Annotated in this window: 7 protein-coding genes and 2 pseudogenes; 2 read left to right on the top strand and 7 right to left on the bottom strand. The window is 65.4% G+C overall.

Annotated elements, in window-relative coordinates; genetic code table 11:
* Nucleotides 1-202: 202 nt before the first annotated feature.
* Together NW75_RS27275 and NW75_RS07285 are read left to right on the top strand one after the other, a co-directional pair.
* Nucleotides 203-571 carry a glycoside hydrolase N-terminal domain-containing protein gene (locus tag NW75_RS27275; protein ID WP_197057743.1) on the top strand — a complete coding sequence of 123 codons (369 nt, stop codon included), beginning with the start codon at nucleotides 203-205 and terminating at the stop codon, nucleotides 569-571.
* Nucleotides 568-2,640, top strand: coding sequence for a glycosyl hydrolase family 95 catalytic domain-containing protein (locus NW75_RS07285; RefSeq protein ID WP_197057742.1), 2,073 nt, complete (start codon nucleotides 568-570; stop codon nucleotides 2,638-2,640). Before NW75_RS27275 ends, NW75_RS07285 begins: the two co-directional genes overlap by 4 nt.
* A gap of 16 nt (nucleotides 2,641-2,656) precedes the next feature.
* Here the strand turns inward: NW75_RS07285 and NW75_RS07280 are convergent, their stop codons facing one another.
* From NW75_RS07280 to NW75_RS07255, 7 genes and pseudogenes are all read right to left on the bottom strand, one after another.
* The gene (locus tag NW75_RS07280) at nucleotides 2,657-5,143 is read right to left on the bottom strand and encodes a TIM-barrel domain-containing protein (protein ID WP_033964499.1); all 2,487 of its coding nucleotides are present in this window, start codon (nucleotides 5,141-5,143) and stop codon (nucleotides 2,657-2,659) included.
* Entirely contained in the window at nucleotides 5,140-6,303 is a 1,164-nt protein-coding gene (locus NW75_RS07275) for a tryptophan 7-halogenase (protein ID WP_269430290.1), read from the bottom strand. The genes NW75_RS07280 and NW75_RS07275 overlap by 4 nt, the downstream gene beginning before the upstream one ends.
* The gene (locus NW75_RS27270; RefSeq protein ID WP_269430289.1) at nucleotides 6,287-6,676 is read right to left on the bottom strand and encodes a tryptophan 7-halogenase; all 390 of its coding nucleotides are present in this window, start codon (nucleotides 6,674-6,676) and stop codon (nucleotides 6,287-6,289) included. Before NW75_RS27270 ends, NW75_RS07275 begins: the two co-directional genes overlap by 17 nt.
* Nucleotides 6,673-8,298, bottom strand: coding sequence for an alpha-glucosidase family protein (locus NW75_RS07270; RefSeq protein WP_033964560.1), 1,626 nt, complete (start codon nucleotides 8,296-8,298; stop codon nucleotides 6,673-6,675). Before NW75_RS07270 ends, NW75_RS27270 begins: the two co-directional genes overlap by 4 nt.
* A gap of 5 nt (nucleotides 8,299-8,303) precedes the next feature.
* Complete coding sequence (locus NW75_RS07265) at nucleotides 8,304-10,103, bottom strand: alpha-amylase family glycosyl hydrolase (RefSeq protein ID WP_033964498.1); 1,800 nt, start codon at nucleotides 10,101-10,103, stop codon at nucleotides 8,304-8,306.
* Nucleotides 10,100-11,630 (bottom strand): annotated as a pseudogene (locus NW75_RS07260) (tryptophan halogenase family protein). Before NW75_RS07260 ends, NW75_RS07265 begins: the two are co-directional and overlap by 4 nt.
* Nucleotides 11,631-11,714: 84 nt before the next feature.
* Nucleotides 11,715-14,518 (bottom strand): annotated as a pseudogene (locus NW75_RS07255) (TonB-dependent receptor); the annotation flags it as partial.

Genomic DNA, 14,518 nt, shown 5'->3' with positions numbered 1-14,518 from the left:
GCCCTGCCTTATGCTGGCCGGAGCTTTTTGTTTTCGACGATCGTGCAGCGGGCGTGCGACCTTACGGATCGTGCGGCATTGCTAAACGGAGGGTGGTTCGACGGTCAATAGTCGGACAAAATAATTTACGAGCGCCTTGCCAATGCGGGCATCCGCACCGCACAGGGTTTTGGAGCTTGGACGAAGCCGCATGGGGAGAGCGATGATGCCATCAAGCGATGCGTTCGCAGCCGTCAATCGACGCGAGACGCTGGCGGCGGGGCTTGCGATTGCGGCTGCGCCGACGCTGCTGGCGGCGAAGGCGAGCGATTCGAGCGGCGACCTGCGGCTTTGGTATCGGCAGCCTGCCGGAGCCTGGACCGAGGCGCTCCCGGTCGGCAACGGACGGCTGGGCGCAATGGTGTTCGGTCGCGTCGCACAGGAGCGGCTTCAGCTCAACGAGGACACGCTATGGGCGGGTGCGCCCTATGATCCGGACAATCTCGAGGCCTTGGCCGCGTTGCCCGAGGTCCGGGCGCTGCTGGCCGCCGGGCGCTATAGGGACGCGACGGATCTGGCTTCCGCAAAATGATGGGCAAACCGCCCGCCCAGATGCCCTATGGCACGCTCGGCGATCTGCTGTTGACCTTCGCATCCGCGAAGGTCCCGACCGCCTATCGGCGCGAGCTCGACCTCGCATCGGGCATTGCCACGACGGAGTTCGAAACTGCAGACGGCCGTTACCGGCGCGAGCTGTTCGCATCGGCCCCGGATCAGGTGATCGTGATGCGGCTGGAAGCGGAAGGTGGCACGCTCGACTTCGATCTGGCTTATCGCGCGCCCCGTGCGATCAGCACCCCCCGCGCGCAATTCTCCGAGGGGGCAAAGCCCCAAACCACGCGCCCGACCGAGTGGCTGCAGCGCGAGGATGCGGACCGGCCCGGACCGGACGTGACGATCGCCGCCGACGGAGCGCATGCGCTGCTTGTTACCGGGTCGAACGAGGCCGCCCTCGGTGCTCCTGCGGGGTTGCGCTACGCACTGCGCGTGCAGGCGGTTGGGGACGGTGTCATCGTTGCGAACCAAAAGGGCATAACCGTGTCCGGCGCGCGCAGCGTGACCCTGCTGATCGCCGCCGCGACCAGCTACCGCCGCTATGATGACACGGGCGGCGACCCCGTTGGCGCGGTGCGCGCCGCTGGGCAGGCGGTCGAACACAAGGCGTATCACGCGTTGCAACGGTCGCATGTGACGGATCATGCGGCGCTGTTCGGCGGGGTGAAGATCGATCTGGGCACCAGCCCGGCGGCGGCGTTGCCGACCGACGAACGCATTGCGGCGGGCGCAAGCGCGGTCGATCCGGCGCTGGCGGCGCTGTATCTGCAATATGGTCGCTATCTGCTCATCGCCTCGTCGCGGCCGGGCAGCCAGCCGTCGACGCTGCAAGGCATCTGGAATGAGGGGACCACCCCGCCCTGGGGCAGCAAATACACCATCAACATCAACACCGAGATGAATTACTGGGCGGCTGACCCAGGCGGGCTCGGCCTCTGCGTCGAGCCGCTGGTGCGGATGGTCGAGGATTTGTCCGTTACCGGCGCGCGGACCGCGCGGACGATGTACGGCGCGCGGGGCTGGGTCGCGCATCACAATACCGATCTCTGGCGCGCGACCGCTCCAATCGATGGACCGTTATGGGGCCTATGGCCGTGCGGCGGCGCGTGGCTCTGCAACACGCTGTTCACGCATTGGGACTTTGCCCGCGACCCGGCACTGTTGGCGCGGTTGTACCCGTTGCTGAAGGGAGCGGCGCACTTCTTCGTCGACACGCTGATCGAGGACCCCAAGGGGCGCGGGCTGGTGACGTCGCCCTCGCTCTCGCCCGAGAACGAACATCCGTTCGGATCGTCGCTGTGCGTCGGCCCGGCGATGGACCGGCAGATCGTCCGCGACCTGTTCAACAATACGATCGCCGCTGGCCGAAAGCTGGGTCGGGACACCGAATGGCTCGCCATGCTCGAACAGGTCGGTGCGCGGATTGCGCCCGATCGGATCGGCGCGGCGGGGCAGCTTCAGGAATGGCTCGAGGATTGGGATGCGCAAGCCCCCGATCAACACCATCGGCACGTTTCGCACCTCTATGCGGTGTATCCGAGCGGGCAGATCAACGTCCGCGACACGCCGGCGCTGATCGAGGCGGCCAAGGTCAGCTTGCGCCAACGCGGCGATCTATCGACCGGCTGGGCAACCGCATGGCGCGTGTGTCTGTGGGCGCGCATGGGCGAGGGCGATCACGCCTATACGGTGCTCAAAGGACTGCTCGGTCCGCAGCGCACCTATCCCAACATGTTCGACGCGCATCCGCCCTTCCAGATTGACGGAAATTTCGGCGGGGCGGCGGGTATTCTCGAAATGCTGGTGCAGTCCTGGGGTGGGGAACTGCATTTGCTGCCCGCCTTGCCAACGGCATGGCCGGACGGATCGATCGCGGGTGTCCGGGCACGCGGTGGGGTCCGCGTCGATCTGACGTGGCGGCAGGGCCGTGCGACAGCGCTGACGCTTTCGGCACCGGCCGGATCGACGGTGAAGATCCGGCTCGGCACCGAGCGCTTTGCGGTAACGATCCCGGCCTCTGGCCGCTATATGCGGCACTGGGCTTAGCCCGGGACTTTTGCGTTCAGTTCTTCTCGATCGTGACTCGCGCCGCTTTGCCCGGCGTCGGGATGGTGAAGCGCAGCGTCTGAGCCGACACGTCGCTTTCCGCATTGAGCGACGCTCCGTTTTGCGTCACGCGGCCCGGCCCCTGCCAGCCGTGCACGGTCACCGCAATCTGCTTCCACCACGGCGCAAGCGATCCTTCTTTGCTGTCGAACGTCACGGTGATGCCCGTCGCAGTGGTGGCGCAGCGCACGGTCTGACGGAAGAACGCGCCGCGCTGATAGCCAAGCGTGGTGCCATCGTCTTCGTACAGCGTACCACTGCAGTCGCCGCCGGGATAAATGTCGAGCATCAGCGGCCCGGACGGGGTTTGCGCGGTGCTCTGGACCAGCGGCTGGCGCGGCAGGATCGTCCCGGCGCGGACGAACACCGGCAAGCGATCGAGCCGCGGCGTCTCGAGCACGCGCTCGCTTTTGGCGTGTTCGGTCGGCACGGCTTGCGTCGCCGACTGGATCGGACCGCTGGTGGCCGCTTCGGGCGTTCCCGCACGCAGGCCGGTCCAATAATCGTACCAGCCACCGGCGGGCAGGCAGACATCGTAGGTCTGCGGTGATTCCGGGCTGGGCGGCGGCGCGATCAGCAGCGCCTTGCCGAGCGTGAAGGCCATGGACTGGTTGCAACCCATGCTCGCGGCGCTGGGGTAATCGTAGAAGACCGGGCGCATGATCGGGTCGCCAAGGCGGCTGTTCTGGTCCGCCAGCGCGTAGAAATAGGGCATCAGGCGATAGCGTTCCTCGACGAAGCGGCGACGGATTGCGAGGTGGTCGGGGCCATCGACCCATGGTTCGACACGCGGCGTGCCGGTCGCGCTATGGTCGCGGAAGACCGGGGTGAAGGCACCGATCTCAAACCAGCGCGTCAGCAAATCGGGGCTGGGGCCGCCCGCAAAGCCGCTGACGTCGGCGGCGCTATAGGCAAAGCCCGAAAGCCCCAGGTTGATGATCTGTTGCACCGACAGTTTGAGGTGATCCCAGGTCGCGCTGTTATCGCCGGTCCAGGTGACGGCATAGCGCTGCCCCCCGGCATAGCTGGCGCGCGTCATCACGAACGGGCGCTCGTCGGGGCGCAGCGTCAGCAACCCGTCATAGGTCGCGCGCGTATTCTGCATGCCATAGACGTTGTGGATCTCGCGGTGGTCGCCGGTGCGGGGCGCGAAATCGTCGCTGGCGATGCGGTGGACGGTGTCGAGCGGCATCGTCTTGGTGGGCGTGTTGAAGATCGCCGGTTCGTTCATGTCGTTCCAGAACCCGGCAATGCCGTCCTCGAGGAACCCCTTGTAGAGCGTGCCCCACCACGCCCGCGACTTGGTTTGCGTGAAGTCGGGGAAGACCGAGGCACCGGGCCACACGGGCGCGACATAATCGGTTCCGTCAGGGTTTTTGACGAATTCGTCGCCCTGTTTGCCGCTCGTATACGGCGCATAGCCAGTCTCGACCTTGGCGATATGCAGATCGGTGATCGCGACCAGCTTGATCCCCTGCGCCTTCATGTCGGCGGCGAGCTTGGGCAGATCGGGGAAGGTCTTCGGGTTGGTGGTGAAGGGCCGGTTGCGATCCTGATAATCTATGTCCATCCAGATCACGTCGGTCGGCACGCGATCCGCGCGCAGGTGGCGCGCGATTTCGCGGATCTCGTCGGCGGACATGTAGCTGTAGCGCGACTGCTGATAGCCCAGCGCCCATTTCGGGGCGAGCGGGGCATGGCCGGTAAGATCGGCATAGCGCCGCGTGACATCGGCGAGGCTGGGACCGGCGACGAAGTAATAATCGATCGGCCCGTCGGGGCCACCAAAGGTCAGCGTATCGGCATCGCGGTGGCCGAAATCGAACCAGGTGCGATAGGTGTTGTCGAGCAAGATGCCGTAGCTACCGCCCGGCGCGCCGGTCGAGAGGAAGAATGGAATCGATTTGTAGATCGGATCGTCGGCGCTGGTGAAACCGAACGCGTCGGTATTCCAGTCGACGAATTCCTTGCCGCGCCGGTCGAGACCCCCGGTCTTGTCGCCAAGGCCATAGAAATGCTCAGTGATCGGCAGGCTTTTGCGCAGCGTGAAGCTCTTGCCGTCGATCGCGACGGGCGCGGCATCGGCCGAGATGATCTTACCGTCGAGTGTTTCGAAGGTGATCGCGCCGCCCGCGCCGATGCGGACGCGCAGGCTGGCGGTGGTGAAGCCGTCCGCGGTCGGCGTCACCTTGGCGCGCGCCTTGCGCTGCTCGGGCAGCACCGCCCAACTGGCGTCTTCGGGATACGCACCGTCGCGCGCGATACGCACACGCACCAGGCCGTCGGCAAGTGCTGTCAGGCGCATCTTGAGCGCGCCTGCCGTTACCTCGACGCCATCGCGTTGGGCGCTCAGCGCCGCAGCTGGCGCAGTGGCGTGCGCGGCGGTCGCGCCCAGCGGCAGCGCGGCGGTGGTCAGCAAGGCTGCAAGACATAGGTGTTTCATCGCGTGTCTCTCGATTTCAAATGCCGGGGGAGGTGGGTCAGGTGCGGGCGGAAGTTCAGCGCACAACGATCGAGGAAGTCGTCGATCTTGTGCAGGTCGATCCGTTCGATATCGGGTCCGGCGGGCACCAGGCGGTGCTCGTCAGGGAATGTGCCATAGCCCGCCATCAGGCAATGCCAACTGATCGCGTTGTAATAGCGGCCAATTCCCATTTGTTCGACCAGCGCGGCCATATCGGCCCCGGTGAACCATGCCGACATCAGCGCTTTGAGCGGATCCGACAGTTGCGCCAGCGCGCGCGCCTCGGCCCAATAACCGGTCGGGTCGGTGCCGCGCTGGTTGAGCCGGTAATGCGCGACGATGTAATCGCGCACGCCGTCATAGCGCGCGGCGATCGCCTCGTTGAAGGGCGCGCTGGCGGCGGGGGTGAAGCCGTTCGCATCGACGGCGTCCAGAAACGCCTCGACCGTCGCCATCACGATGTGCAGCGCCGTTGCCTCAAGCGGCTCGATAAAGCCCTGCGCCAGGCCGATCGCCAGCGCGTTGTGCGACCAGCTTTTGGCGACCCGGCCAACGCGCATCGTCAGATGCCGCGCGGTGCCGACGTCGCCTACCCCGAGATGCGCGCGCAATTCCGCCTCGGCCTGATCGGGCGAAAGATGGCGGCTGGAATAGACATAGCCATTGCCGGTGCGCGTGGTGAGCGGGATGTCCCACACCCATCCGGCGCTGAGCGCAGTGGCGCGAGTCTGACTGGGCAAGGGTGCCGCTTCGTCGCGCGGCGTGGGCAGGACGACCGCGCGATCGTTGAACAGGGTATCGGCAAAGGACTGAAACGGCACGCCGAGCGTCTTTTCGAACAGGATGCTGCGAAAGCCGCTGGCATCGAGGAAGACGTCGCCCGGGATGCGCTCGCCATCGTCGCACAGCAGCGCCGCGATATCGCCGCTTGCGTCGCGCTCGGCAGTGGCGATGGTGCGCTGGAGCTGAACCACGCCCAGCTTGGTCGTCGCATGGTGCCCGAGGAACGCGCCAACCTTGTGGGCATCGAAATGATAGCCGTAGCTCACCTCGAACGGGAAATTCGCGTCCGGCTGCGGCGCGCAAGCCGCCGCCGCCAGCCGGGCGGGGAGCAGGAACCGATCAGGATGCGCCGCCACATCGCGCCCGGTGCGCCGCGCGCGCGTATTGTAGAAAAAAATGCGGTGCGGTGTGGCTGTCGAGCGCGGTCGGGAAGGGATGGAAATAGGCACCATGGCCCGCCCGGTCGGACCAGCCGTGAAAGCCGATGCCGAGCTTGTAGGTCGCGTCGCAGGCCGGCATCCATTCGGCCTCGGCAATGCCAAGCCGGCCGAAGAAGTGTTTCAATTGCGGGGTCGAGCCTTCGCCGACTCCGACAATGCCGATCTCGGGGCTTTCGACCAGCGTCACCTGCGCATGCGGCCACCGCTGCGCGATCAGACAGGCGGCCATCCATCCGGCGGTGCCGCCGCCGAGGATGACGATCGCTTTGCCTGCCGCCGCTTGCGTCACGATCGCAGCACCAGCCCCGAAAAGGGCGGAAGCGCGCTGGGGCTTGCGTCGTTCGCGCTGAGCAGCACCGTCCCTGTCTGTGCGAGGCGGGGCGGCCAGTCGCGCGCTGCATCGCCCAGGTTGAACACGCACAGCAGGCGCTCGCCCGCATCGCGGCGTTCGAAGGCGAGCACCGCATCGTCGCTGTGCAGGATGCGGATGTCGCCCTGGCGCAGCGCGGGATGGGCGTTGCGCACCGCGAGCACCCGCCGGGTCCAGTGCAGCAGCGAGTCCGGATCGGCGCGCTGCCGGTCGGCGGCGAGCGCGTTATGGTCGCCCCCGAACGGGAGCCACGGCGTCTCGCTGCCAAAGCCGAGATCGGGCGCGCTCCCGATCCACGGCATTGGCGTGCGCGCGCCATCGCGCGACAGCGTCATCGGCCAATTGGCGATCGCCTCGGGATCGAGCAACGCATCGAACGGAATGTCGACTTGCGTCAGCCCCAATTCCTCGCCCTGGTACAGGAAGATGTTGCCACGCAGGCACGCCAGCAGCAGCATCTTCATGCGCGCAAAGGCCGGCGCGTGCGCGGGCGTTGTCCAGCGCGAAAGCGCGCGCGGGGCGTCGTGATTTTCGAACGCCCAACTTGGCCAGCCGATACCCGGCGCATCGGGCCAGCGCGCCACCGCATCGGCGACGAGATCTGGAGTCAGACGCTCGGCATACAGGAAGTCGAAGCCATACGCGCTGTCCAGCCGCGTGCCGCCGGCGGTGAACAGCTTCATTTCGCGATCGCTGTCCTCGCCGCCAACCTCGGCGACGGTGAACCCTGCGCCATATTCGTCGAGCAAGGCGCGGATCCGCTCGAGGAAGGGCGGGATATCGGCATGGCCCTGATTGTGCAGCTTGACCTGGAAATCGAACGGCCGCGTGCGTGCGCGGTTGGTCGCGGGGGCGGGCGGGTTATCGGTCAGCGCGGGATCGTGCATCGCGAAATTGATCGCATCGAGCCGGAAGCCGTCCACACCGCGATCGAGCCAGAAGCGCGCGGTATCGAGCAATGCCTGTTGTACCGCCGGATTGTGCCCGTTGAGCTGTGGCTGCTCCTTCAGGAAATTGTGCATGTAATATTGCTGGCGGCGCGCGTCCCACGTCCAGGCCGGGCCGCCGAACACCGATTGCCAGTTGGATGGCGGGCTGCCGTCGGGCTTGGCATCGGCCCAGACATACCAGTCGGCCTTGTCGCCCGATCGGCTCGCGCGGCTTTGCTGAAACCACGGATGCTCGTTCGAGGTGTGCGAATACACTTGGTCGATAATCACGCGCAGCCCGAGCGCATGCGCGCGCGCGATCAGCGCATCGAAATCGGCCAGCGTGCCGAAGATCGGGTCGACATCGCGGTAATCGGCGACGTCATAGCCGAAATCCTTCATCGGCGAGGTGAAGAAGGGCGACAGCCACACCGCATCGACGCCGAGCGTCGCGACATGGTCGAGATGCGCGGTGATGCCATTCAAATCGCCGATACCGTCGCCATTCGAATCGGCGAAGCTGCGCGGATAGATCTGATAGATCGCGGCCCCCTTCCACCAGGGCGTCGTGGGCGCGGCATCGGGTTTCGGCGGGGCGATCGATGGGGTCATGAGGCTCATTCGCTGGGGAGGGCGGCGCAGATGGCATAGCCGAGCGGGGGCAGGGTGATCGAGATACTACCGGGCGCGGCGGCGCGTGCGGGACACGCGCCCGCGAGCGTGGTGAAGCCCGCCGAACGCGCACCGATTTCGACATTGGCGCTGACCGGCCGGTTCGAGGTGTTGAGCGCGACCAAGATTTCATGCCCGTCATCGGCACCGCGGGTGAAGGCGAGCAGGCCGGGCTTGTCCGACGCCGCGCGCACCACGGTGCGGCCGTGGCGCAATTGGGCATGGTCGCGGCGGATTTGGGCGAGCTTGGCGATCGTCTGGAAAATCGGGTTTTCGGTGCCGAAATGCGCGGTCGCGGTGGTCGTCGCCGTGCCGATCAGGCGGTTGTCGTTGTAACTGGCGACGTGGCTGGCGAACAGGTCCTCGCGCGCGTCCTGGTCGCCGCCATGGCCGGTGAAGCCTTGTTCGTCGCCCGAATAAATTGTCGGCACGCCGCGCGCCGACAGCAGCAGGACATGCGCGAGCGTGAGGCGCTGCAGCCGCTCGGCCTCGGTCGCATTGGGCCACGCCAGATCGAGCATATGCCCGATCCGCCCCATGTCGTGATTGCCAAGGAAGGTCGGCAAGCGTTGCGCGGTGGCGTCGCCGCCTCCGTAGAGGACGTCGCCGTCGATCAGCTTGGCGAAGAGGTCGGTCCCGGCCTTGCCCGAAAGCATCGCGCGCGCCGCCGCCTGGAACGAGAAATCGAGGATTTCGGGGAAGCCGTCGCGGCGGGTATATTGCGCGGTATAACCGGGATCGACGGTCTCCGAATAGACTTCGCCGAAGATCGGGAAGTTGGGGATGCCGCGCGCCGCCGCGCGCGTTTGCATTGCCGGGACGAACGCCTGCCAGAATTCGGGATTGACGTGCCGTGCGGTGTCGACACGGAAGCCGTCAATGCCGAAGCGATCGATCCAGCTTCCGTAGATGGCGATGAATCCGGCGACGACACGTGGGTCCTCGGTCATCAGGTCGTCGAGCCCGGCGAAATCGCCATAGCGCGCGGATTCGCCCGCAAAGGTCGAGTCCCCGCGATTGTGATAATAACGCGGGTCGTTGAGCCACGCCGGGACTTTGACGGTCTGCTCCGCTGCGGGCACGAAGGGCGTATAGGCATAAGCCGGGTCGGTCAGCCGCGCGAAATTCTCGGGCGTTTGCACGGCATCGCCGGCAAAGCCCGGATTGATCGGCGTGCCGCTTACGCCGCCGCGCCGCTGATACGGGTAATCGGCCGTGCTGCGATACGCGCAGGGTTTGCCGATGCATTCGCGATACTGGATCACATCGGCTGTGTGGTTGGCGATGATGTCCATATAGACCTTGATCCCGCGCGCATGCGCCGCATCGACGAAGGTCGCGAAATCGGCATCGGTGCCGAAATGCGGATCGACCGTGGTGAAGTCGGTGATCCAATAGCCGTGATAGCCCGCGCTCTCTTGTCCCGCCGCGCCCTGGACCGGCTTGTTCTTGAAGATCGGCCCGATCCAGATCGCGGTAACGCCAAGCGCCTGGATATAGTCAAGCCGCCGTGTCAGCCCCTTCAGATCGCCGCCATGATAGAAGCCCTTGGCCGTCGGATCATAGCCGGTTGCCAGCCGGTCGCCAGTCAGCCCGCCTGTGTCGTTGGTCGGATCGGCATTGTCGAAGCGATCGGGCAGCACGAAATAGATGATTTCGTCTTCGGCCGCACGCGCGCGCACCTGCTCGATCGGGACAATCGCCGGGCCAGTGAGCGCCAGCAGCAGCGCGGCGGCGATGCTCATGCCGTCACCGGCTGCGGCGCGGCGCAGTGGCGCGCGATGAAATCGGCATGGCTCGGCATCTGGGCGACCTCGCGGGCATTGAGTTTGGCGATCGTGTCCATGAATTCTGCGAGGTCGCTTGCCGGGATCGCGTCGGCGAGCGGATGGTGCCCCGTTGGTATTACGCCCTGCCCGGCGAACACCTGCAGCCAGCCGACCTCGGTGAACAATTCCTCATGCTCGCGCGTGATATGGCCGTTGCCGCGCCACAGGTCGATCTTGGCCGACAACGTTTCGGGCAGCTCCATGTCGCGGCACATCCGCCAGAACGGCTCGCTGCGCGCGTTGGCGGCGTAGTGCAGGATGATGAAGTCGCGAATGCGCTCATATTCAAAGTCGCTCTGGCGATTGAACTCGACGCGGTCGGCCTCGGCGATGGTGTGGCCGGGCAGGAGCTTCATCAGTCGCGCGATCGCCGACTGGATCAAATGGATGCTGGTAGATTCGAGCGGTTCGAGGAAGCCCCCGGCGAGGCCGATCGCGACGACATTGCGGTTCCACAATTTGCGGCGCTTGCCGGTGCGGAAGTGGATCGGGCGCGGGTCGGCGAGCGCCTCCCCCATCGAGCCCCGCGAGCAGCGTCGCGGTCGCCTCGTCGTCGCTCAGATGCGCCGAGGCATAGACGATGCCGTTACCGGTGCGATGCTGCAGCGGAATCCGCCATTGCCAGCCGGCCGCCTTCGCCGTCGAACGGGTATAAGGCGTGAAGGCAGCACTGCGCGCCGACGGCACCGCCAGCGCGCGATCGGCGGGGAGCCAGTGCGTCCAGTCGTCATAGCCGGTGTGGAGCGTCTGTTCGATCAGCAGGCCGCGGAAACCGGTGCAATCGATGTACAGGTCCGCGCTGACCACGCTGCCATCTTCGAGCACCAGCCCCGACACGTCGCCTATATCATTCTGCGTGACGCGGACGATCTTGCCCTCGATGCGGTTGATGCCGCGCGTCTCGCTGTAGCGGCGCAAATGGCGCGCATAGAGACCCGCGTCGAAGTGAAAGGCATAAGGCATGTCCGGCAGTACGCGCGCGGTACGCGCCGGACCGCGCTGCATCCGCTCCGCCAGCGCCGCCTGGTTGTTCAGCGAATAGGCCGCGAGATCGCCCGCCAGCCCCAGTTTTCGCGCGCGCAGCCAATAATGATGGAACGGCAGCAACCCGACATCGCGGCCGATGTCGCCAAAGGCGTGCATGTAGCGCTGGCCGGGTGCACCCCAATCGACAAATTCGATGCCGAGTTTGTACGTCCCCTGTGTCGCGCGCAGAAACGCGTCCTCGTCCAGCCCGAGCGCGTCGTTGAACAGCCGGATTTGGGGGATCGTCGCCTCGCCCACGCCGACCGTGCCGATCTCCTCGGATTCGATCAGGTCGATTTCGAAGCCGACCTCCAGAAAGCGCGCGAACGTGGCCGCCGTCATCCAACCGGCGGTGCCGCCGCCGGCAATGACGATCCGGATCGGTCTGGAGCCATTCGGCTCCGCAGGATTGGCCATGGTCCGCGTCCCCGCTTACTCAATTTCAGGTACCGGAAGGGCGAGCGGTGAGGAGCCCCCACCGCTCGCCGATGGCATCGTCGTTCAGAACTTGTACGTGACGCCCAGATAATAGTCCCGTCCGTAGCGCTGATAATCGATCACCTGGCGCGGGTCGTCATTCTGATAGGTCACGAACGGCCGGTCGGTGAGGTTCTTCGCCTGAGCGAGGATCGCGAAGCCCTTGAGGAAGCCCTCCTGGAATTCATAACCGATCTGCGCGTCGAGGATGCCTTCCGATCGCGCGGTGCGATAGGTCGGGTTGGCCGAAAGGCCGGCCACCTCGGCCAGGAACGACGAGCGGTAGCGATAGTTCACGCGCGCCTGGAAGCCGTTCTTCTCGTAATAGACGGTGCCGCTGCCGGTCCATTTGGACAGGCCGGGCAACGTAATCGGCTGGGTCGGGTTGCTCGCGAACTTGATCTCGGATTCGGTGTAATTGCCCGAGACAAACACCCCGAAACCATCCAGCACCTTGGTCAGCGACTTGAACGGCACCGACACCGTCGCCTCCAGCCCCAGCACCGTGCCACGCCCGGTGTTGGCGGGGGCGCTGACATTGCCGATGGTCAGCTTGTTGGCGGTGACGATCGCTTGCTGGGCCGGGGTCAACGCGCCGAGCAGCGATGAGAAGTCATAGGCATAGCTGTTATTGGGATCGACGAAGTCGGTGAGATGCTTGAAATAGCCCGACAGCGCGACATAGCCGCCGCCGTGGAAATATTTTTCCAGCGACACGTCGATATTGGTCGACTGATAGGGCTTCAGCGCGACGTTGCCGCCGGACGAGGTGAACACCGGATTGAGCCCGGCATTGGTATTGTTGGTCTGGATGTTGGCGACGTTGATGGCGACATCCTGCGTGACGCGCTCCTGATCGAGGCGCGGGCGCACCATCGTCTGCGATGCACCAAGCTTGACGTACCCAAGCGGGATCAGCTCCACCGCCATCGTCGCCGAGGGCAGCACGTTGGTGTAGCTCACCTTCTGCGAGGCCGGGGCGATCGTCACCACGCCGTTGACGACACTGGCGATCTGGCCGTCGGAGCGCTGCTCGCTATGCACGACTTGCGTTCCGATCGAGCCCTTGAGCGCCTTGCCCCCCCACGTCGCCGTCGATGGTGATCTTGGCATAGCCGGTATAGACGTTTTCGGTCACGACATTGTCGCGCACCAACGACGACGGACGGTTGTCGTAGAAGGTGTTGAAGCTGTTATTGTAGAGATACAGCGGATTGAGCGCGAGCACCGCCGGCACACCGAGATAGTCGAGCGGGATCTTGCCGAGGATCGCCTGGCTCGGGATCGGTGCCGAAGTGGGCGTGCCGCTTGCGACGGTGCAATTCGTGCCCGCGCCCTTGGGGCAGAGGAAGTAGGACTGGTAGGCGCTGGTTTTCTCGCGGCGGCTGTAATTGGCACCGGCCTCCCAGCTTTTGACGATGCTGTTGTCGAACTCGCCATTCAGGCTGGCGCGCAGCGACTTGAGGTCGTCCTTGAAGCTTGGGCGGTTGAGGAAGCCGGACTGCACCACGGCCTGCGTGCCGTTATAGCCCCAGCCTTGCGGATCGGTCAGCTTGAACACGCTGGTGTCGGTATAATCGAGCGTCGGCACGATCTTGTAGATGCCGTTCGCCTGCTGCGTGACCTTGACGGTGTCGTTGGGGCCGGTGCCGCCATAGCCGACGCCGGTATAGGTCTCGAGCAGGAAGTCGGTGCGCGTGGCATGGCTCCAGCTCGCATCGACGTTGAGGTGGATTTTCTCGCTCAGCTTCAGGTCGTTGTTCCAGCCGAACGAGAAATTCTCCGCCTTGCGCTGGTTATAGTCGTTGCGCTGGATCGCATGCACGCCCGAGAAGGTCGTGGTGGTTGCGAAACCATCGCTCACCGTCACGCCGCTTTGCGTGGGGCTGGAAAAGCCGAGCGGGAATTCGATGCCGCGCAGATGCTGCGTTTCCTCGAAATGCGAATAGAGCGCGTCGAAGGTCGAGTGGAACACGTCCGAGGGCCGCCATTCGATCGTCGCCACGCCGCCATAGCGCTTCAGCTCGTTCGACTGGACATAGGGCTTGGCACCGCCGAGCACGAATGGGCTGGCTGCGGTGCCGCTGCCGGCATAGCCCCAGGCGTTGTAGCGCTCGTCCTGCGACGGGGTCAGCGTGGCCGACGCACCCAGCGCGATGCCAAGCGTGTCGTTGGCGAATTTGTCGACATAGGTCGCCGAGGCCCGATAGCCGTAGCGCGTGCCGTCGGGATTGAGCTTGTTGATCCCGTTCATTTCCCCGCGCGCGCTGACCGCGATGACGCGTTTGCCTTGATCGAGCGGGCGCAGCATGCGCAGGTCGACCGTGCCCGAAATGCCGGCGGCGACCAGCGAGGCGTCGGCCGACTTGTACACGTTGACGGTCTTGAAGAATTCCGACGGATACTGGTCATATTCCACGCCACGATTGTCGCGACGGTGACCTGTTCGCGGCCGTTGAGCAGCGTCGTCGAGAAATCGGGCCCGAGGCCGCGGATCGACAGGCGCTGGTCGCGGCCTTCAAGCCGCTGCGCGGTCACGCCGGGCAAGCGTGCGAGCGAGTCCGCGATCGATACGTCAGGCAGCTTGCCGACGTCTTCGGCGGAGACCGAGTCGACGATCAACACCGACTGACGCTTGATCTTGGCCGAGGATTCAAGGCCGGCGCGGATGCCGGTGACGACGATGGAGTCATCCACGGCAGCGGGGGCATCCGCAGGCGAAGCCACCGCCGGGGTCGCGGGTTGCGGGGTCGGATCGGCCTGGCTGGTGGTCGCCTCGACCTGCGCCTTGGCGGTCGGGTTGGCGTTGCGTGCTGGCCGGCATCGCC

It is taken from the genome of Sphingomonas sp. Ant H11, from assembly GCF_000797515.1.
Classification (GTDB): Bacteria; Pseudomonadota; Alphaproteobacteria; order Sphingomonadales; family Sphingomonadaceae; genus Sphingomonas.
This window is presented reverse-complemented; position numbering and strand designations above follow the sequence as displayed.

Coding starts and splice junctions, on each gene's coding strand:
- NW75_RS27275 (WP_197057743.1), top strand. CDS start 203: ATGATGCCATCAAGCGATGCGTTCGCAGCCGTCAATCGACGCGAGACG.
- NW75_RS07285 (WP_197057742.1), top strand. CDS start 568: ATGATGGGCAAACCGCCCGCCCAGATGCCCTATGGCACGCTCGGCGAT.
- NW75_RS07280 (WP_033964499.1), bottom strand. CDS start 5,143: ATGAAACACCTATGTCTTGCAGCCTTGCTGACCACCGCCGCGCTGCCG.
- NW75_RS07270 (WP_033964560.1), bottom strand. CDS start 8,298: ATGACCCCATCGATCGCCCCGCCGAAACCCGATGCCGCGCCCACGACG.
- NW75_RS07265 (WP_033964498.1), bottom strand. CDS start 10,103: ATGAGCATCGCCGCCGCGCTGCTGCTGGCGCTCACTGGCCCGGCGATT.